Source organism: Faecalimonas hominis (assembly GCF_054660755.1).
This window is the reverse complement of sequence record NZ_BAAHSH010000024.1, coordinates 115,829-136,538: the sequence shown is the minus strand read 5'-3', so window position 1 is coordinate 136,538 and position 20,710 is coordinate 115,829. Positions and strand designations below refer to the sequence as shown.

21 protein-coding genes are annotated in these 20,710 nt (G+C 37.6%); 14 read left to right on the top strand and 7 right to left on the bottom strand.

Going from position 1 to position 20,710, the window contains the following annotated elements:
* Nucleotides 1–6 precede the first annotated feature (6 nt).
* A complete protein-coding gene (locus tag ACYQ35_RS04245; protein WP_009757080.1) occupies nt 7–285 on the top strand; it encodes a hypothetical protein in 279 nt (92 codons plus the stop codon).
* Nucleotides 286–374: 89 nt separating this feature from the next.
* Nucleotides 375–1,487 carry an aldo/keto reductase gene (locus tag ACYQ35_RS04240; protein ID WP_009757079.1) on the top strand — a complete coding sequence of 371 codons (1,113 nt, stop codon included), beginning with the start codon at nt 375–377 and terminating at the stop codon, nt 1,485–1,487.
* A 114-nt stretch (nt 1,488–1,601) separates the two neighbouring features.
* Here the strand turns inward: ACYQ35_RS04240 and ACYQ35_RS04235 are convergent, their stop codons facing one another.
* Nucleotides 1,602–3,728: a CocE/NonD family hydrolase gene (locus ACYQ35_RS04235; RefSeq protein ID WP_009757078.1), complete on the bottom strand. Its 2,127-nt coding sequence runs from the start codon at nt 3,726–3,728 to the stop codon at nt 1,602–1,604.
* A 286-nt stretch (nt 3,729–4,014) separates the two neighbouring features.
* Between ACYQ35_RS04235 and ACYQ35_RS04230 the strand changes: the two genes are divergently transcribed.
* The 4 genes from ACYQ35_RS04230 (at nt 4,015) to ACYQ35_RS04215 (ending at nt 5,783) form a co-directional block, all read left to right on the top strand.
* A complete protein-coding gene (locus tag ACYQ35_RS04230; protein WP_009757077.1) occupies nt 4,015–4,548 on the top strand; it encodes a DUF3841 domain-containing protein in 534 nt (177 codons plus the stop codon).
* Between the two features lie 233 nt (nt 4,549–4,781).
* Nucleotides 4,782–4,868, top strand: a complete 87-nt coding sequence (locus ACYQ35_RS04225) for an integrase DNA-binding domain-containing protein (RefSeq protein ID WP_084667647.1) — start codon at nt 4,782–4,784, stop codon at nt 4,866–4,868.
* 359 nt (nt 4,869–5,227) lie between these two features.
* Nucleotides 5,228–5,458, top strand: a complete 231-nt coding sequence (locus tag ACYQ35_RS04220) for an excisionase (RefSeq protein ID WP_120091555.1) — start codon at nt 5,228–5,230, stop codon at nt 5,456–5,458.
* Complete coding sequence (locus tag ACYQ35_RS04215) at nt 5,439–5,783, top strand: hypothetical protein (RefSeq protein WP_459830585.1); 345 nt, start codon at nt 5,439–5,441, stop codon at nt 5,781–5,783. The genes ACYQ35_RS04220 and ACYQ35_RS04215 overlap by 20 nt, the downstream gene beginning before the upstream one ends.
* Nucleotides 5,784–5,832: 49 nt before the next feature.
* On the opposite strand, the gene ACYQ35_RS04210 is transcribed toward ACYQ35_RS04215, so the two are convergent.
* Complete coding sequence (locus tag ACYQ35_RS04210; protein WP_459830579.1) at nt 5,833–8,790, bottom strand: type III restriction-modification system endonuclease; 2,958 nt, start codon at nt 8,788–8,790, stop codon at nt 5,833–5,835.
* Between the two features lie 13 nt (nt 8,791–8,803).
* Entirely contained in the window at nt 8,804–9,757 is a 954-nt protein-coding gene (locus tag ACYQ35_RS04205) for a DNA methyltransferase (protein ID WP_459830572.1), read from the bottom strand.
* A gap of 26 nt (nt 9,758–9,783) precedes the next feature.
* Here ACYQ35_RS04205 and ACYQ35_RS04200 point away from each other — a divergent pair, with 26 nt between their 5' ends.
* Together ACYQ35_RS04200 and ACYQ35_RS04195 are read left to right on the top strand one after the other, a co-directional pair.
* Nucleotides 9,784–10,986, top strand: coding sequence for a plasmid recombination protein (locus ACYQ35_RS04200; protein WP_459830569.1), 1,203 nt, complete (start codon nt 9,784–9,786; stop codon nt 10,984–10,986).
* A 126-nt stretch (nt 10,987–11,112) separates the two neighbouring features.
* Nucleotides 11,113–11,730: a hypothetical protein gene (locus tag ACYQ35_RS04195; RefSeq protein ID WP_459830564.1), complete on the top strand. Its 618-nt coding sequence runs from the start codon at nt 11,113–11,115 to the stop codon at nt 11,728–11,730.
* A 301-nt stretch (nt 11,731–12,031) separates the two neighbouring features.
* Here the strand turns inward: ACYQ35_RS04195 and ACYQ35_RS04190 are convergent, their stop codons facing one another.
* The 3 genes from ACYQ35_RS04190 to ACYQ35_RS04180 all read right to left on the bottom strand — a co-directional run bounded on the left by ACYQ35_RS04190 (nt 12,032) and on the right by ACYQ35_RS04180 (nt 14,690).
* Nucleotides 12,032–12,220, bottom strand: coding sequence for a transposase (locus tag ACYQ35_RS04190; protein ID WP_459830559.1), 189 nt, complete (start codon nt 12,218–12,220; stop codon nt 12,032–12,034).
* Nucleotides 12,221–12,604: 384 nt separating this feature from the next.
* Nucleotides 12,605–13,900 (bottom strand): tyrosine-type recombinase/integrase, encoded by a 1,296-nt coding sequence (locus ACYQ35_RS04185; RefSeq protein ID WP_270412292.1) that lies wholly within the window; start codon nt 13,898–13,900, stop codon nt 12,605–12,607.
* Between the two features lie 160 nt (nt 13,901–14,060).
* A complete protein-coding gene (locus ACYQ35_RS04180) occupies nt 14,061–14,690 on the bottom strand; it encodes a helix-turn-helix domain-containing protein (RefSeq protein WP_009243739.1) in 630 nt (209 codons plus the stop codon).
* Nucleotides 14,691–14,865: 175 nt separating this feature from the next.
* Here ACYQ35_RS04180 and ACYQ35_RS04175 point away from each other — a divergent pair, with 175 nt between their 5' ends.
* From ACYQ35_RS04175 to ACYQ35_RS04150, 6 genes are all read left to right on the top strand, one after another.
* Complete coding sequence (locus tag ACYQ35_RS04175) at nt 14,866–15,096, top strand: helix-turn-helix domain-containing protein (protein ID WP_002578307.1); 231 nt, start codon at nt 14,866–14,868, stop codon at nt 15,094–15,096.
* Between the two features lie 144 nt (nt 15,097–15,240).
* Entirely contained in the window at nt 15,241–15,555 is a 315-nt protein-coding gene (locus ACYQ35_RS04170) for a DUF3847 domain-containing protein (RefSeq protein WP_002578306.1), read from the top strand.
* A gap of 328 nt (nt 15,556–15,883) precedes the next feature.
* Nucleotides 15,884–17,605 carry a MobA/MobL family protein gene (locus ACYQ35_RS04165; protein WP_107029151.1) on the top strand — a complete coding sequence of 574 codons (1,722 nt, stop codon included), beginning with the start codon at nt 15,884–15,886 and terminating at the stop codon, nt 17,603–17,605.
* Complete coding sequence (locus ACYQ35_RS04160) at nt 17,544–18,293, top strand: DUF6040 family protein (RefSeq protein WP_009243742.1); 750 nt, start codon at nt 17,544–17,546, stop codon at nt 18,291–18,293. Before ACYQ35_RS04165 ends, ACYQ35_RS04160 begins: the two co-directional genes overlap by 62 nt.
* A gap of 155 nt (nt 18,294–18,448) precedes the next feature.
* Complete coding sequence (locus ACYQ35_RS04155) at nt 18,449–18,907, top strand: MarR family transcriptional regulator (RefSeq protein ID WP_108817235.1); 459 nt, start codon at nt 18,449–18,451, stop codon at nt 18,905–18,907.
* Entirely contained in the window at nt 18,897–20,216 is a 1,320-nt protein-coding gene (locus ACYQ35_RS04150) for an MATE family efflux transporter (protein WP_109214827.1), read from the top strand. Before ACYQ35_RS04155 ends, ACYQ35_RS04150 begins: the two co-directional genes overlap by 11 nt.
* Nucleotides 20,217–20,349: 133 nt before the next feature.
* Here the strand turns inward: ACYQ35_RS04150 and ACYQ35_RS04145 are convergent, their stop codons facing one another.
* Entirely contained in the window at nt 20,350–20,586 is a 237-nt protein-coding gene (locus ACYQ35_RS04145; RefSeq protein WP_002578301.1) for a DUF6061 family protein, read from the bottom strand.
* Nucleotides 20,587–20,710 lie beyond the last annotated feature (124 nt).

Here is a 20,710-nt window from a genome sequence, read left to right as displayed (position 1 = left end):
AAAAGCATGAATGAAACGGAAAAGAGAAGAAGACAACTTCTTGAAGAAACGAGAAGAAAATATGGGGATACAAGGACGCCGCCGGCTGTCCACCCACGGTATGGAGCGATTTATTCGGATTTGTACGAGGGGAAACAAGCGCAAAATGACGGACTTTTCATGCGCACAATTATTGCAGTGCTGCTGTTTGCTCTGTTTGTGGCAATGGATTACAGTGGGGAGAAGGTGGCTACAGTGGACAGCAAGCGAGTTGTGCGGGAAATACAGGCGGAAATGGGCGATTAAGGTTGAAGTTTGCGGGTCGGGTTTGTATAATATATAGTAGTTGAAAATAGAAAAATTATTTGTATAGGTTATCAAAGGAGAGGATAAAAATGAGGTACAAAGAGTTTAAAGACGGAGTTCAGTTATCAAGATTGGGAATGGGTACAATGCGTTTACCGATACTGGACAATGACAATGCAAAAATTGATTATGAGAAGGCAGCGAAACTGGTTGATGACTGTATGGAACAGGGTGTCAACTATTATGACACAGCCTACATTTATCATGGTGGAAAATCCGAAGAATTTCTTGGAAAAGCATTGGCAAAATATCCACGGGAAAGTTTTTATGTGACTGATAAATATAATTTTCAGGCAGAGCCTGATTATCGTAAACAGTTTAAAGAGCAGTTGTCACGTTTAAATATGGATAGAATAGACTTCTACCTGCTCCATAGCATACAGGATTCATTTGCGGACGAAATGATTGGAAATGGGTGCATTGAATATTTTGACCAGATGAAAAAGGAAGGCAGAATCGGATACTTAGGTTTTTCATTCCACGGCTCTCCGGAGGTGATGAAGAAATTGCTGCCGCTTTATCCGTGGGATTTCGTACAAATTCAATTAAATTACTATGACTGGTACTTTGAAGATGCGAAGGAATTATATGAAATGCTTGCAGAAGCAAAAATACCGGTTATGGTTATGGAACCGGCACACGGCGGACTGTTGGTAAATCTGACTGAAGATGCGGCGAAAGAATTGAAAGAATTAAATTCGGAAAATTCAATTGCCTCATGGGCAATGCGCTGGGTGATGAGTCTTGACAGTGTTCAGGTTGTACTGAGCGGAATGTCTGATGAAAATCAGGTAAATGACAATGTGAAAACATTTGCAGAGGCAGATCCTCTGACAACAGAAGAGCAGGAAAGAATTGAAAAGGCGGCAAAAATTCAGCATGCAGCAATTACAATTCCTTGTACGGCATGTAATTATTGTACGCCAAACTGTCCAAAAGGACTGGACATTCCGACTTTATTGAAGTGTTATAATGAGGCGAAGATCGGCGGTGCGTGGAGAGTACGCCACCTGAAAGATATGCCGGAAGAAAAAGGTCCGGCAGGCTGTATCGGCTGTAAAGCCTGTACAAGACATTGTCCTCAGGGCTTTGAGATTCCTAGATATATGGAAGAGTTAGCGAAGATGTTGGAAGAAGTGTAGAAAGTTAAATGTTTATGAAACCAGATTTCATGTCAGGGTGGAGTTTGATTTTCTTAATACAACAATGGAGCGGGGTATAAAATCCCGCTCCAAAACTATTGGCTTTGAACCATTTTATTTTGTATTTAGTGTGCAATTTTCAAAAACTTTTGTCACTGGAACTTCTGCATTCACGGAGGCATTTTCGATTTCAATAGAATATGTTTTATGAATCAGACAATTTACAGGATCTTCGGTAGCAATTACTACTGCAAGTCTATGACCTGGTTCTACTGTATATCTTGTCGCATTCAAATATACATGGTAATTATGGTATTCACCTTTTTTAAGTTTTATACTATTCGTCGCTGTTTCTGGCTCATAACCTGCTTCTGGATTACAAAGGTCTGCAAAAGCACGTGTAATAACTCGATAGTTTTTATGTACTGTGGAAAATTCGACTTCGTTAAATGCCGGAAGATCCCCACCGTTTATAATTCCATTTTCTTTTACAGTAACGACTGGTATGATATTTCGTTCAGGATCTACAGTCTGAATGCTATCAAATTTTTCGTCACAAACATCGCAGAGAAGAACCGTAATTTCAACATCGTCCATTTTTCCAGAAATAGCAGAGGAGCCAAGTTTCATTGTGAGAATATCAGCATCATTTCTGTTCTCAGGATTAAAGTCATTTTCAACATCTCCATCTTTTAGTGCTGCTTTTAGGTTGACGCAAATAGTACCCTGTATAGTCATAGGCTTTTTAAATGGAGCAGTGACATAACGTTTATTCATATTTGTAGATTTTTGGGCTACAATATCATCAAAGTTTTCTGCACTGATATTTGCTTTTTCCCAGTCTGTATCAATAACAGTAACACCTGTTTCTGCACTTTCAAGTTTTATAGTATGTTCTGTTGTCCATGAATGTTCTGTTTCCCATTTTTTTTGATTAATATTATCTTGCGCCAAAACTGTAGGCATAGTTTCAGCATTATTGTCTATACCGTATAGATAATGAGAAATCCATTCATTCACAATATCATCATAGAATTTTCCATCAATAAGAATGCCGTAGTTTTTATTTGGCATAGTAGGAGTGATGTGTGGCCCTTGATGAATAATTGCTTTTACTGTCTGTCCGGCTTTTTCGAAAGATTTATACATCATTTCAAATTGTTTTGTAGAAACATTTTCATCATTTAATCCCTGTACGATTAATGCACTACACTTAATTTTGTCCGCATTAAGTCTATAGTTTCCGCTTCCCCAGAAGTCTTTATCATAATCAAAACCACATTTAAGTTGTTGGAGACTTAATTCATGGTGGAATGCTGCAATATCATCAAGTTGTTTTTCTGTTAAGGTTGTATCGTTATAACGGCTTGAACAAAAATATGCAAGGAAACTGTTCAACATTTCTTTAGGCCAGTAACGCTGTGCACCTTGTTGATTCTGCTGACTATACCAGTCAGAAATTCCTGCAACAGGAATGATTGTTTTAAGACCTTCTACACCTGTTGTTGCTACTGCAAATGGCATAGTTCCGGCATAGGATCTACCAGTCATAGCAACATTACCATTTGACCAATCGGCCTTAGTTGCGATTGTGCCTTCACGATCTGCATAGGCAGTACGGTCACCATGTAACCATTCAACAACAAATTTGAAAGCGTCTCTTTCATAATCAGATCCTACATAATTAAATCCATCAGAACCAAGTGCTCCGAAACCTGCGCTTACAATAACAGCAAAACCACGTACAAGATAGTAGTTGAAATTATCAAGATTTTCATAAACCATGTTGTTATTATTCCCTTTGTCAGGATAATACCAGTCAGCAGGATCGGCTTTCAATGCAAGGTCCATAGCACTAATATAATCTGTAGGAACACGAGCAGGCACTTTTTTGTTAAGGTCTGCAAAGTCAAATTTTCGATACTCTTTGCTTTCCACTTCTTTCATATGAGCATATCCGTCTTCCTGGACACCTGCACAGTATGGACGTGCTTCGAATAAGGAAGCGGCTTTGTAATTGCCTTCTACAGCACTGCGTGGAACTTGAACGAGAACTTTTACAAGATCTCTTTTTCCGTCGCCATCCATATCATAATCAGATTCCACATATACACAGTATCTTACAATTGAAGATGTATTTGGATTATATTTTTCTCCAGTTTTTCCATCAGTAAAAGGAAAAACAGGTTGCGCCATTCCGTTTTCAAATACTGGCACATTGCTATAATTTTTGTTTGTCATAATTTGCCTCCTCATGATTAAAATTATAATCAAATATAATTTTTAAATGTATTTTTATTAATATTATAGATAGTATTTTGGATAGTGTCAACGCTTGCAAAAATGTGAAATTCTATTGATTGCTATTATTCGTTCCGTGGAATATAATAGTAAAAAATAGAAAAAACTTATTATAAGGTTTGTCGAGTAAGCCTTTTATTGTTATAGTATGGGATATATGAAGAATTACGGAGAAATATTATGAATGACATAGATTCTTTTCCGTATGATTAGGCAGAGGAAGAATATGATTTTATGGACAATACAGAATAAACTTGCATATGAAAGCATGAAAGAAACAGGTGTGTTGCGAGTGGATGAAAACTATATTTTAGATGATTTATTTAAAGAACCGTATTTATGGATGGCGAGTCAAATGAAGAAGCGTATAGGTAATCCGCCGGAAGGTGTCATATTTCCAGTATGGGCATGGTACCGATGGGAAGGAAACAGGAAAAGACTAGATATGCGATTTCATGGATGTAACTGGGGAGAAAAAGGAACACCACTTGTTCTTTTAACAATAGATGTACCAGAGCAGAGTATATTACTTTCTGATTTTGATTATTGGCATTGTGTACTAAATGATGGGGAGATTATATTTCCCTACAACGAATCAGTTGTCTATTCTGAAGAAGAAAAACAAAAAAGTTGGGAAAATATATTTGACATTGAGTGTTCTTTTGATGGCGAATCACATAAATTTCTTACAACGCAAGCAACACTCTGGGAAATAAAAAGCGAGTGGGTGAAAAAGGTTGAATACTTTATATCTCGATGAAATTAGAGGATATGATCGAAGGATGGGATGACAAAACTAATGGTGTGACGGATGACTATAAATATTGTAAATCTTGCAAGATACAGTATTTTAAGAGAAAAAATATAATGATTCAAGTACTTTTCGTTGGTTACGGCAATCTTTAAAGAACTTCTTAAAAAGTCAGTAAAATCAATGATTGGAAGGAATTTATTGGTGAGAAATAACCCAAAAATAATGTGAAAGGAGTATAGATGTCTGAAAAGAGAAAAGACAGTAGAGGTCGGAGCCTCAAAACAGGAGAAAGTCAAAGAGCAAATGGCCAATATTACATCAATTGAGTTGGAAATTATAGAAAATTATACGATATTATAGAAAGTTCGGGTTTCTAGTGGAAATGCTAGAAACCTTATAAATACAGGAAAATACAAGGAATTTAAGGAGATTAAATAAATGATAAAAATTTTATTCATCTGCCACGGCACTGCGATGAGGTAATGTGCGAAAGTGCGGTGGTATGGGCGAAAACAGGCGAAACTTTAGCGGTGTGTTCGGTGGTGTACTACGGATTAGACTACTAAAATTCATCAAAAATTATATAGATATTTCGGCAGTTGGAATTACGGTTCTGGCTGCTTTTTTTCTTGACTTTTCCGTCATTTAGAGGATATATAGACACACCAGAAGGGAGGTGGGTCTGATGGACTTAAACGAAAAATATATGCTTACTGTGAAAGAGGCATCCGAATACTACAACATCGGTACAAAGGCTTTGAGGCGTATTGCAGAAAATGGGGAAAAGAAATTTGCAGTTGCTTCTGGCAACAAGGTGTTGATTATCAGACATCGATTTGAGGATTATCTTGATTGGTGCTGTGACAACAACATACCGGTAGGAGAACTTGCTGACGATGAAAAAGATTCAGATTAAAGGGGATTTGGGAATGGACGAACTAGACCAAGATTTTATTGATGAAGTGTGCAATATGCGAATGGAAATTGCGTATAAAAAATTGCTGAAAACTAGGACGCATATTGTAGCAAAGAGTGTAAAAGAAAGAGATGATGCTATCGATATTTTATATGAAAATGTTGTAAAGGAATGTACTGAAACCGGGCAGAAAGTATTTCGCGAATATGCTGACCAGGTTGCATACAGAGAAAGCGAAGATGCGGACTTTTATTATAAAAGTGGGTTTTCTGATGGAGTGCAGCTGATGTTCATGTTGCAGAAACTGGCTGCAAATTTACAGTAAGAAAATGCCCATCCAAGAGTGGCTAGCTCAAGGGTGGGCATTGGTCTGTTTAGTTGGAAATTACATCTTCGATAATCTGTTTTACCTTTTTATTGCTTAACTGTGTATGGAACGAAACAGTATATCCATCGATTGTAAGTTGTTTGAAGAATGCCTCTGCACATTTGATTTTAGCATCTTCTGTGCCACGGAGCGTAGATTTCTTTTCAACCAGTTTTGTTTCTACAACAATGTTTAATTCTTTTGTGCCGTCTTTGTGTTTGACAACATACATAAAGTCCGGGCTGTAGTTTTCTCCAACGATAGTAGGAATGGCAATGCTTGATTTTGGAATTTTGCCATATACCACAACTTCATCGATGTCGGTCATAATATTTTCTTTTTCCAAAGGAGAGTCGAAAGCAATTCGGTTATATAAATATTTGTCAGAAGGCGTACCTTCAACAAACATGGTACCTACATTTCCTTGCTTGATTACTTCTCGAGGAGTTCCATCTTTATATGTCAGAGCGGTTTCTGTTACAGGCTGATTAGAACGTGTATATTTAAAACGAGTCTGCATTTTCTCTATACGCCAATCAGCAAAAGCGGAAACAATATTCGCAGCTGAATACTCATTGATATGATCAGCAGGAATTCCATTCGGCTTTTCGTTTGCAAGGTCACACATAGCTTTGTGGATTTCTACAATCGGAATACTTGTTTGTTGACTGATTCTCTTTAAAAAATCATTGTATGCCAATGGTCTTTTTATAGAATAAGATACGCCAGTATCTTCTCTAACCATCATAGCATTGCCGTCAGTAACAACCTCATCTCTGTGGCTATATAATGTTACATTGCCAAAGATACCACCTTTTCGCAAGATGTCATGTAAAGCCTGTGGAATTTCATCTGTTAGGTCTGCATCAAAGAATAAGTAATATTTATGATTGATGCTTTCCCACAATTCCTTCAATTCAGAGTAGACAGCTTTACGAATCTGAATTTCTTCCTTTTTATTCTTGTTAACATCAGTAACTTTATTGCTGCCAACGCCACTACTGAATTCTGGATAATCAGCAAAGAAGGTTTCTCTTTTCTCAGAATTGATTTCACGTTCAAAATTAATATATCCTTTTGTCATCAATTCAAGAGCAAGTGCATTTGTATCCATATGGCGTTCCTTTGCAACTTTCTCTAAAGCTTCTTTTGAAATAAACGTAGCAGCAGGCATTTCTCCATTGATTTCATCGACTAATCTCTGTGCAAAATCAGCTTCAGTAAAATCTACGATATAGTTCAGCTTGAATTCCTCATTGGAAATACGATTACCATTTTCATCAACAGGTAAACGTAAACCACGACCTACTTCCTGCAGTTTACTGTTTTCGCTACCACTGGAGCGAAGTTTAGCAATAGTAAATACATTTGGATTATCCCATCCTTCTTTCAATGTCCATTTGGAGAACAGGAATCTTCGTGTATTGTATGTCCCATTTGCATTGCGAAGAGAAATTAATCCTTTTTTATTATGAAGAATATCTGCTACTTCATTTGCAATAGCTTCATCTGAGTCGCTGTTATCTTGAGCAAAATATCCTGCATGACAAGCAGAAATATTGGCAGCGCTGGCTTCAAGATAATCTTTATACTCTTGCTCTGCACTAGGGAGTGTTGCCAGTAAATTGTTGATGTTTTCTAACAGCAAGCGTTCAAACATTTCTTTAAGATACGGTGCTTTTCCTTCTTCAGAATCTCTGTAGGATGCAATGTCATCAATAAAGAATAGCGCCAAAGTTTTGATTTTAAACTGTCTTCCGGAGAAGTTCTGTCTTTCTGTTTCGAAGTGGCGCTGAAGAGCTAATTTTAACATCTGCTCCTGGTAGGAAGAAGAATAAATATCAGTATTAAATTCCTCACCTTGGAATTTGGTTTGTCCGTTTGTCAGTTCGATAAAGTTTTTACCGATAGCTGCAATTGTGATTCCTTCAAATGCTGTATCTATAACGGAGAGAGAATCTCCAGGAGTCAGCATAAAAGTTTTAGTATCTTCGCCACGTTTCTTAAATTGGAAAGTAGCAGAAGTTTTAGAAACAACTGTTATAAGCTTTACTTTTTCTTCCTTTTGTGACAGAGGTTCAAAATGTTCCTTCGCAACACCTTTAATCAGATTGAGATTAAAGGAATCACAGGCATTCAATTCGTATACAAGATTATTAAAATCTTTGAAAGTAGTCTTATTACGTCCCGTTCCAACAGATACTTCTGGGAATGTTGCACCAAAACGGATAATCATCTGAGGACATAACTCATCAACAATTGCTTTATATGCCTTTTGTTCTCTAGAAAAACGATGTGGTTCATCGATAATTACAATAGGCTTGGTAGCTTTCAATGCATCAAATGGACGATAAAAGCCTTCAACTAAATAGTCATAATCGGAACGTGTGAGCATATTACCATTAGTCAAGAGCTGCATATTTACAAGTAACACATAAATTTTGTTCGTGTTCTGGCAAGAACCGGTAACGAAATCACGTACTGCTGACGGCATTGCTAAAAAGCCTTTTTTCTTTTTCTTTGGGCTTTCTAAGATGCCAAGTTCAATATCACAATTATATCCGCAAGCATCAGAAAAGTGATGTTTCACATAGCTGTCAGAGATAAACTGTGCAGTACCTGCTTTAATTGGAAGAGATGGAACGGCAATAATAAATTTGTTAAATCCGAATTTTTTATGCATTTCATAGATGGTCTGTGTATATACATAAGTTTTTCCTGTTCCGGTTTCCATTTTTACATCAAGATTTAAATAAGGTCCCTCATCACGGCAGCCACGATAATCTGCACGTATGCTTTTTTGAACTTCCAATAAATTATGAATTAATCGTAGTTCGTTCCTATCAAATGTAGGGTTTTCATAAGAAAGGTGTGGCTTAATCATGGAAACGCCATCTAGTGCAGAGATTAGAGCATCTACCGCTTTTTTTTGATGGTCTAATTCTCGTTCAAGTATTAGTTCCAAAATCTGCACCTCCTTAATATCTAATATCCAGATTTATTTTTAAATTTTTCTCTGAATCTCTCAAAATTTTAACATTTGTTTTTAAGTTCTCCATCTCAACATAGTTGAAACTATAACCGAAGAGAACGATATTCTGCGGATTAAATCTACCTTCACAATTATATTTTTCGATTAAGGATTTGATAGCTTCCTCTGTTAATCCTGGATTGATGAGATATAAGTGATTTTCACACCAGTAAGCTGTATATCCTGCAAGGTCAATCATTTCACAGTTATTTGTAAAGCCGTAATTGTCATGGACGAGCCATGTTGTGAGTACTGTACTTGCACCAAATTCATCATATACAGTAGTGTCTGTAATAAATCCACTGTTATCGAAAGATTCCATTTTATCTAAAGTGGTCTGGCTGACTTCGTGTAATGTATAATGTTTGAAGCCTAGGTCAGCAGTTGTATTCGGGTTTTCTGATTTTAATTTGTCACCGGCACGCTTAATTCTATCAATTCCTAATTCACTTATGGATTTATAGCCCGCTTTATACAAATCTGAATCTTCATCAACATAATCATCTATCTGCACCATTATAAATTTCCTATTACCAGAATTAGAAACGTTTAATTTTAGTGTTGCTTCTGCTGTAGTAGCAGACCCAGAAAAGAAATCCAAAACATAATAATTGTCGCCGATGTAGGATAATAATCTTTGAATAAGACTAGTAGGTTTAACTGTGTCAAAACCAACAGCTTTTCCCATTAGCTCATTTAATTCATCTTTTCCATTGAGTGCAGAGCCATATTCACTTGCCATCATTAAAGACCAGAACGGATTATATTGTTTTCTGTCAATTTCATCCTCAGGATAAATTGCTTTTTTTACAATTCCGTCTACGATTTCAACCTTTCCGGCTTTTTCTAAATCTCTGGCAGTATCCTCGCCGATTTGCCAAGGCAGATATGAGTTGTGCAAGAGTAAAAAAGTACACTTCTTCAGATGTGAGCAAAGCAGAAAGGCATAACGAACGCAAGAATGAAACCTATGAAAATATGAATGTGATTGCGGAGCGAATACCCTATAATGTGCATTTCAAAGAACCGACTGCCCCAACCTATATGGAACAATTAAAGCAGATGGAACAGGACGGAAAAGTATCGCTTCGAGGATTGAGGAAAGACGCTACCCTTTTCAATGAGATTGTGATTGACGTGAACACAATGTATTTTGAGCGTAATGGTGGCTATGAATATGCAAAGCAGTTTTATGAAGAAGCATTTCATTTTATCGAAGAAAAGTTTGGTGCTGATAATGTAATATCGGCAGTTATGCACGCTGATGAAATCAATTTGGCAGCAACAGAGGACTTAGGAAAAGAAGTTTATCACTATCATCTTCACGCTATGGTTTTACCAGTAGTAGAAAAAGAAATCTTGTGGAGCAAGCGTTGTAAAGACCCCGAACTAAGAGGAACAGTCAAAGAGGTAGTCAATCAGATCAGCCATTCAAAGAAATGGAAGTCAGATATTCCACTGGTTGATGAAAAATGCAATCCACTTTTACGAAAGAATGGAAAGCCGATGTTTCGAGCTTCATACAGCATACTGCAAGATGAGTTGTTCAACCATATGACAGAGAAAGGGTTCAAAGGTTTTCAGCGTGGAGAATACGGAAGTACAGCCGAACACCTAACTTCCTTGCAATATCAAATCAAACAAGACACACAGCGTTTAGATAAGTTGCAGCAGCGTATTCAAAAGGAGCAAGTGAAATACAAATCATCTCATCAAATCTTCAAAACCTATAATGAGATTGATAGTATGGGACAGAAAACCTTTACCGGCAAAATAGCAATATCCAAAGAAGATTATAAAGAACTGACCACACTTGCAAAAGAAGGTATCACAAGCCGAGCAGAGATAAAAAAGTTGGAGGAGGATGTCGGTTATTATCAACAACGCTATTACAACACTGCCAACGCACTTGAAAATATGAAAAGAAGATACAACGAACTGAAAGAAAAATGCAGACCATTTCTTCAAGCGTTGGATCATTTCCCCGAAGTTGCTAAACTTTTTACAGAAAAAGTGAAGCAGCTTTTTTCTTTTAAGGAAGCACAGGAACGAGCCGAAAAAGAAGCAAGGGAAAAAGAAAGACAGGAGCGTATCAAGGCACGAAGAAAGAAGCGAGATATGGAAAGATAAAGTTTTTAATAACGATGAGGGCAGTCAGATAAAAACTGATTGTCCTTATCTAATAAGGATAGAAAACACAGGTGTAGTATGGTAGAATAAGAATAACTAATCAGAATTTGAAGGGATGCGTTTCAAGTGACAAAGGAAGAACGACAAAAATATAAGGAACTAACAAAAGCGTTGCCTAAAATATTAAAAGATAAAATTAAAAAATATAAGTTTAAGAAAAAAGACTTTATGATTTGGTATAACAAAAAAGAATTATTTTTCGATTTGCTCATTGATGTGAAAGTAAAGTCAGATGATAAGTGTTATTGTACTGCCGTAGAAACAATCAAACCATTGTGGTTAGATGATTTGTTATGGGATTTATTGAAAATGGAAACCAACAAAGAAGCACCTTTAAGTTTGAGAGCTATTGGTGCATTTACAGTTAGTGGATCTGAATTATTTAAAAATGAAACAGAATTAAAAGAATGGACAATCAGTGAATTAGAAGAAATCATAGATAATTATTTAGAACATTTTTATAAAACTGTTCAATCATCTTCAATCTGTGATTTTTACAATAATTTAGAAAATTCTATATACCATGTTGAATTAAGAAAAGCATTATCATTGATTTACGAGCATAAATGTCAAGATGCTTTAGATTATTTGAAAGACAAAGATGAGGGCATTTTTAAAAATGGTAATGTGTCTATAAATAATGCAATCAGAGAATACTGTATAAATCAACTTTCTAATTGCTAACTAAGATGCAAGAAAAGTGTTATTCACAGAATTCTATTACACGAGTATAAATGGATAAATCCCAATTTATCATTTTCTTTCAGTATATCATAATTATAATCTTTCCACAAAACAAAAAATTTTAATTCCTACGGATTTTTCTACAAAGCATATAACCACATATTATTACACTTCATCAAAAAAACTTTCTCACCCTATATTGAAAAATCGTAACTGAATATCCGACATTCTATCCATCAATAGTTTCTCTTTAACAAATATCATCTTAGTACGGTATCCTGTTCCATCGGGATTGACTTTGTCAAGATGATTTTTTGTAGTTTTCTAAAATTGATGATTTATCTGCCGAACAATCTTCCAATACTTCGTGCTTACAAATCTCTTGAAACACTGTATTCAAAGGCTTTTGGGCAGTTTCTGATTGTTTCACATTTACAATAAAAGTGGTTTTTCCTATTCGTGTTGAATAAGAACAATTATGCTCTTTCATATAGCTTGATCCTCCTTTTTTTATTTAGATTGCAGGGTATTTCACTTAGAACACCTACAAAATCATTACATTTCATTTGAACATATCAAGAAGTCATTAAGTCGTGAATATAATCGAAGCGGACTAAAATGATTTTCTATTTAGAGATTTAGACATAAGAAAAGCAGGAAGACCTTTTTACGGCTTTCCTGCTCAGTGATACTACTTTAAGAGTAGCAATTATTTATTTGTTATTAAGTTCTACAAATTGGGATTTGTGGAGAGATTTCCTGAACTTTCCTTATTTTACAGGCTTTTCAGCCCATTAAATAGTGAAATGATATGTATTTTCCCTTATTTTTGCCCTTATGCGGAATCCGCAAGGGAAATAAGGGAAATTTTTAGTTAAGCATTGCTCGCTACTTTATCAAGAAGTCTTGCGGAATCCCGTTTTGCTTTTCTTGTTGAGTGAGCGTAAATATTCATTGTGGTACTGACATCAGAGTGTCCTAACAGTTCCTGTACATCTTTCGGTGTAGCTCCATTGGAAAGCAGATTGCTGGTATAAGTGTGACGCAACTGGTGAAAATGGAAATCTTCAAATCCTTCCAGCTTCTTTGCCACTGATCTGCATACAATGCTGAGTGTACTCGGCAGTTCCAAAGAGCCATCTGGTCGCAGGCAGACAAAGGAGATTTCTTTGTAATCTGTCGGGACTTCCTGTGTTCCGTCAAGATGATAGTATTCATAATATACCCTGTTTTTCACATGCACTTCTTTGTAGTAATTGCGGTGATATAATTCGCCATACTGCATCCGGTTTTTGAGCTGTTCTTTTCTGGCAGCTTTCAGTATTTCAGTCAGCGTATCTCCAAAATCAACAATCCTTACTTTTTTCCGTTTCGTTGGTCCGATAATATTTTTGTGTTTCATGCCGTCGTAGCGGATACTGCGTTTTATGGTCAGGCATTGTTCCTCAAGGTTAATGTCCTGCCATGTAAGACCACAGGTTTCCCCGATACGGAGCCCGGCATAATACGCAATTTGAATCGGAAGAATAGCAGGTGGATTTTTCTTTTCCAGATATTGGATAAGCCGTTCATAATCCTCATGTGAAATCGGCTGTGTACCTTCTTCCACTTCATCATCGGAAAAGAGGTCAACTTCCTCTGCCTGCTTTTTCAGCTTAATATACTGCATCGGATTGAAACTGATTAACTGTTTTGGAAATACTGCAAAACGGAATGACTGCTGTAACACTGCGGAAAAAGAATGGATATAATCTTTGCTGTATCCCTTTTTTACTTTCCCGTCTGGAAACTCACCACCGAATGTAAGCAGATCAAGAAATGCCTGTAAATGTTCGGCAGTAACTGTTTTCAGTTTGCGGTCTGCAATCGGGTGTTTTTTGATACATCGGATTGCACCAAGATAATTTTCCACTGTACCGTTGCTGAGTGTCCCAGTTTTCAGTTCTTCTTCTGCCCACATATCCAGAAGTTCCCCTACGGTAAGATTATCTGCCTTTGCAACAAACTTCTTATCTTCGTAGTCTTCCAGTGCCTTGCGGAGAAGCTTTTCCGTCTCACTTTTACTTTCGGTTCCGGCGTATTCTTTCTGAACCATTTTACCGCTTGCATCTTCTACATAGAAACGATAGTACCATTTTTTTCCTTTTTTTCTAACAGATCCTTTTGCCATAATCGTATGTCTCCTTTCGATATCAGACAATCGGAACTGCTGAAATGCTTCTTGCGTGTAGGCATCTTATGGACAAGTCCATAAGCCAATTCGCCGCTCGTCAAATCTGTAAACAGCTTGACTCGCTTGCGCTCATTGTATCATAACTCCGATTATCTTACTATACCGATTCAGAATCGTCATACATAACTTCGGATAAAAGATTTGCAAGCCTTTGTTCTGCCGCTTCCGGTTTCTTTGAATAGAGCCTTACAACATCTGCCATATCATTAAATGCGTTGACAGTATGTGTGATCTCCCTGAGAAACATAATCTCATTATATTCATCTTTCGATTCAAATCCCATTACTTTGGCAATGTCCGCATCTTTGGTACTGCCTTTGTAATTTTTACAGGCGAACTGAAACGAATCCAGAAACAGTTCATATTGCTTTAACATTAACAGCAGTAAGTCTTTAGAAAAAGCGTCTTCTGTTTTATTGAGGTCAAGAGGAAACTGTTTGAGAATGTCGCCCATCGCATCACGAATCTGCAATTCTTTCTTATCCGTAATATCAGTTTCATATTCATCGGTTTCCCCTTTGAGCCATTCAATCGATACATGAAGTGCTTCCGAAAGACCTTCCAGTACCATCTTTTTGGTATTGTCAATCGAACCATTCTCATAACGCAGGATTGTGGAAGCGGTAACTCCCATCTTCTCTGCGACATAAGGCTGTGTCAGATTTAATTCCAGACGGCGCTGTTTTGCCCTGCTGCCGATCAGCTTGCGTAGTTCTTTATCTTTCATGCTGATGTGCCTCCTTTTTCGGTATGTCATTACTATACCACGCAACAAAATATATTGCAATATGCAATTTTAAGAAAAGCAGCAAAATTTCATAATGCTTGACAAAGCAATATAAACACGCTATACTGACAGCACAAATGAAATTGCATAATGCAATTCGAAAGGAGGTGGTCATATGACGCAAAGAAAGATTGCCTTATCTATTGAGGAAGCTGCTGATTATACGGGAATTGGCAGGAACACCCTGCGAAAGTTGGTAGAGTGGAAGAAACTTCCGGTATTGAAGGTTGGGAGAAAAGTCCTGATCAAAACGGATATGCTGGAACTTTTTATGGAAGCCAACGAGGGCAGGGACTTGAGGGATAAGGGAAATGTGAAAGCAGTCACAAGAAACGGTTCAACTTAAAAAAGCGGTTCCCGAAGAAACCGCCAAAGGTTCTATCAGACCGGAGTCATGATATACCTACACGCAAGCAGATTATACCATGTACTTCGTCTGACAGACAACAGGAAACTTATGTTTGGAAAAAAAGAAAGGACGATGATATTTATGGCAAGATCAACAAAGAGTTATGAGGAGCGTATGCTCCAGTTGGAAAAGAAAGAACAGGAAAGCCTTGAGAAAGCAAAACAGTATGCAGCACAGAAACGGGAACTGAAGAAACGTCAGAAAGATGTGGAAACCAAAAAACGGACACACAGGCTCTGCCAGATTGGCGGTGCAGTGGAATCGGTACTGGGTTCTGCGATTGAGGAAGATGATATCCCAAAGCTGATCGGCTTCTTAAAAAGGCAGGAAGCAAATGGGAAATTCTTCTCAAAGGCAATGCAGAAAGAGCCAGTTGCAAATACGGAGGAAGTGTAATGCCGGAGGGAGTGGAGTTTCCATTCCCTTCATTGCTTTTTTATGAAGGGCGCACTTATGGACAACCAGAGGTCGTCCGTATAAGTTTGCCACAGGTGGCAACCGGTCTGCGCTTACGCTTGCCGGGCTCGTTCCGTCGGCGGGGCTTTCAGCCAGACCTGCTCATGCCGCAGGAGGCACTCTTCGCCAGAGGGGCACATTCCATGCAGGCTGTTATGCACAGGGCACTCTTACGCAGAGGGTGCTCCGGCAGATACCATTTTCTTTTAGGAAAAACGTTACCTGCCGGAAATCAAAGCCGGATACGGCAGAATGGGGGAAACGGAGCATGGCGATTTTTCATTATACAGTAAAGATTGTTGGACGCAGCAAAGGAAAATCCATCATATCGGCGTCTGCTTATCTCAATGGCGATGTGATGAAAAATGAAGAAACAGGCAGGATCAGCTACTATACTTCAAAAAAAGAAGTCGTTTATACCAGCCTGCTGATGTGTGAAAATGCACCACAGGAATGGCAGAATGTACCTGCTGAAAATATCAGACGGTTCCAGAAATCTGTCCGATATAAAAGGGCAGATAACCAAAATGCTGCACTGGAAAAATTCAAACTTACTTTTCAGAAGCAGCGTTTATGGAATGAAGTCTTGAGGATAGAAAAAAGTTCAGATGCACAACTCGGCAGGTCATTTGAGTTCTCACTTCCGAAAGAATGGAGCCGACAGGAACAGATTGATTATACAACTGAATATATTCAAAAGACCTTTGTAGATAAGGGAATGTGTGCGGATTGGAGTATCCACGATAAAGGAGATGGTAATCCCCATGTGCATTTACTGGTGACGATGCGACCATTCAATTCAGACCACTCATGGGGTAACAAAGAAATCAAGGATTGGGAGTTTGTCAGAGATGAAAATGGAAATATTGTGGTGGATGAATCCCATCCGGACTGGTGGCAGGATAAAAAGAACCCTGACCGTCATGGAATCCGAATCCCCGTACTTGATGAAAATGGAGTCCAGAAAGTCGGGACAAGGAACCGCAAACAGTGGAAACGTGTATTAACCGATGCTACCGGGTGGAACAATCCGAAAAATTGTGAGCTATGGCGGAGCGAATGGGCAAACGTCTGTAATGCACATTTGAAAACGGAAAATCACATTGACCATCGTTCTTATGCAAGGCAGGGAAAATTAGAGATACCGACGATCCATGAGGGCGCAGATGCCAGAAAAATTGACGAGAAATTTCAAAACGGACAGACATCCTCTACTTCATGGAAAGTAGAGGAAAACCAGATCATAAAAAGACAAAATGCACTGCTGGATAAAATACAGATTTCTTTTGGAAAAGTATCCAGTGCATTAACACAATGGAAGGAGCGATTGCGTGACATTAGAAGAAAGCCGGGAAGTCATTTCCATGATGGAGACAATGATAAACCAGATCGAGGAACAGCAGAATCTTATGGCAGAGATGGTACAGGAATTGCAGGAACGGGACAGGCAGCTCCTGTCTTTTCAGGAGCAGAACCAGAGTTTAAAAAGCTTAAACAGCGAATTATCCAGGCTGCTAAATCTTTTGCCAGATACAGAAGAACTGCTCTCACAGATCGAGCAACAGAAAACCAGAATCGAACAGTTGGAAAACGAGAATCAGCAATGGCAGGAATTAACGCAGAAGCTGAACAACGAGAACAGCTTATTGCAGAAACAGAACAGCGAATTGCTGACCTTAAACAGCAGATAGAGAAAGCGAGGGAGATCGATGAGCGAATGCAGAAACTTAGAGAACGTCGGGCAGGTGGAAGAACTTCTGCTGATGACCGAACAGATGCAGGACGAACTGGATCAGAAAGACCAGACAATCCAGGAACTAAACAGGCAGCTAAGCGAATCGCTGACCTTGAACGAGAAATTGAACAGCGAAAACAGAGCCGAGAATATCGAAGCATTGCGGACAAGATTAAGGCAAACAGAGGAACGATTGACCAGCGAGACAGACAGCAGGAAAAGAGCCGACGCAGAAGCCGTGGCATGGAAATTTAAGTATGAAAAAGCAGAGCAGGAAAAACTTTATGCACAGACACACCAAAAGACGGTAGAGGTAGCTGTTGAGAAAAAAGTGCCTTATGAGAAATGTGAAAAATGTGACCGTACTGCTTACCGGAAAGCAAAAGAAAAATGCGATAGCCGTAAAAGCCAGTTAGAAAAGAAATATAAAAATATGACGATTGGTTATGAAAGTATCTTGTTTCTACTGGCATGGTACAGCATAACAACAACACTGTTTACTGCGATTCTTTCGCCGGTTTTCCTTAACGACTGTATCGTCTTTTTCGGTGCGTTAGGAAAAGGAATGGGAAGTTTATTTCGGGAGTTTGTGACAGGTGCAGACTCTTTCGGACAGTTAAGCAGTGGAATACCTAACAGTATTCTTTCCGGGATTGTGTACTGGCTGATTGCCGGTACTGTCATGGCAATTTTATTCGTAATAACCGGGTGGCTGATAATCGGGATTGGTTATCAGGTAGGAAAAATCTACCGGAAATATTGTTGGGATATCATCAGTATCGTGGTAGCGATAACGAGTACAGCTGTTGTAATTTACTTTGGAGAATGGATTAAAAACGCTAATCCGATAAATCTTATTGTATTGCTATTACTGTCGCATATTATTTATATTGGAATCAGATGTTATGTGAAAGACTGGATGGAAGAACGAGGATATTATTAAAAGAGGACAGGGAAATTTCATAATCTTCCTGTCCTTAGTAAGGGACTATTGATTGTTTATATAAAGAAAAAGTATATAAATAAATCTTGACAATTAGTACGAACTCGGACTATAATACAAAAGTCCGGATTCGTACTAATTTAAGGAGGAAAAAGATGAGAAAAGATAATAATATGATAATACAGTTGCAACGATATTATGCTTTATGGAAAGAATGTACAGCAATGTATGAGGAATGGTCAAAGGATCAGGGACTGTCTTCAAATGGAGTTTTTGCTTTGTATTCATTTTATGAAAGTAATGGAAGATGCACGCAGAAAATGATAAGTGAAAAATGGAATATACCTAAGCAAACGGTAAATACGATACTAAAAGATTTTCAGAAAAAAGGATACATCAATATGGTATCTGATGATTCAGACAAGAGAAATAAGCTGATATGCCTCACAGAATCAGGAATGGAATATACGAAAGATATCATAGAAAAACTGCACTCAAAAGAAATATATGTAATCGAAAAAATGGGATTAGAGAATATAGAAAGTCTTAATGATAATACAGAGCTGTTTATCAGACTTTTCAAGGAAGGAGATTGTAAGAAAAATGAATCATAAATCATTATTTTTTAAATATGTTATTCCATCTATTATAGCATTTGCATTATCAGGAATATATGCGATAGTGGATGGATATTTTGTAGGCAATACCATAGGAGATGCTGGACTTTCGGCTATTAATATTGCATATCCGATTGTGGCTTTGATTCAGGCTCTTGGAACAGGAATTGGTATGGGAGGAGCTGTTTATTACTCAATTAATGCAGCAGAAAAGAAAGGAAAACGGGCAGAAGAATTTATTGCTACAAGCTGGTGGCTTCTTGTAATAGTAAGTGTTATCAGTACCATAATTATTTACTCCTTTTCGTCTAAAATTTTAGGATTGCTTGGAGCAGATGGAATTATATTAACAAATGCGACAGATTATATCAAAATTATAGCACTTGGAGCAATATTGCAGATTCTTGGAACTGGAATGATGCCATTCATTAGAAATTATGGAAACTCTTTCTGGTCAATGTTTGCGATGGTTGGTGGATTCATAACCAATATTGTTCTGGATTTTATCTTTGTATGGATATATGAAATGGGCATGAAAGGTGCAGCCACAGCTACAATAGCCGGACAGGGTGTGACTGCAGCAATTGCAATCATATACGCATTATATAATAAAAAGTTTTATGTGTATGTATCCTTAAAAAATGTAAAAGAAATGTGTGGCGCTATATTCAGAGTAGGTCTTGCACCATTTGGGCTAGCATTGACTCCTAATATTTCATTGGTGTTTATAAACCGATTCTCCGCTTCTTATGGGGGAGAAAAAGCTATTGCAACTTATGCATGTGTATCCTATATTATCTGTATCATATATCTCATATTGCAGGGCGTAGGTGATGGAAGTCAACCTTTAATGAGCCGTTTTTATGGTGAGAAGGATCAAGAAAGCCTGAGAGGAGTTCAGAGAATGGCATACATTTTTGCAATAATTCTTGCTGTTTGTGGTGGAATTATCATGTATGTAAACAGAGCAAATATTGGAGGGGTTTTCGGAGCTTCTTATGAAGTAAGTATTGAGATTTCTAAAATTGTACCTATATTTTTAGTGTCATTACCATTTGTTGCGATTACCAGAATAGCGACAGCTGGATTTTATGCTACTGAAAAAAGTGGATTGTCATACATTCTTACATTCATTGAACCAGTATTGATGCTGATATTTATGCTTGTTTTACCACCTTTATTTGGTGGACAGATTATGATATGGTGGAGTACGGTATTGGCACGTGTTTTTTCAGCGATTCTGGCATTCATACTAATAAAATATTGCGAAAAGGGAGATTTGCAATATGGAATACAGAAAATTTAACAATCAGATAGTAGCAAGAATAATCTAGGTTTATCTATTGTATTTTTAAGGACAGCCTCATAGCAATAGGGCTGTCCTTTTAAAATTATGAAGCTAATTTTTAATAAATTCTAGTAGATTTTGATTGGAATAATCATAACTCTAATGAATCTTCAGCATCTACCCACATCTGTAAATTCCCATCAAGATATAACCTTGCATATTCTAATGGCTCATCGATTGCAAGCGATGTCAAAGCACAATCAGATCCAGGTGTGGTTCTTAAATTTTTTTCTGCTTCCCAACAATCAATACGGAGTATATAGCCCGTATTAGTATATACATCAATGCTGTTGCACTGTGGATTGTATTCTGCAAATATTGTTCTCATCGTATCCCATCTCCTTATCATTTAATCAATCAGTAGTAGCAAAAATTAAGAAGCATTTCAATCAGTTCACCATGTCACTTTTATTTTGTGTTATACTGTCTTATAGATTTTTCTTGCCCTTGTA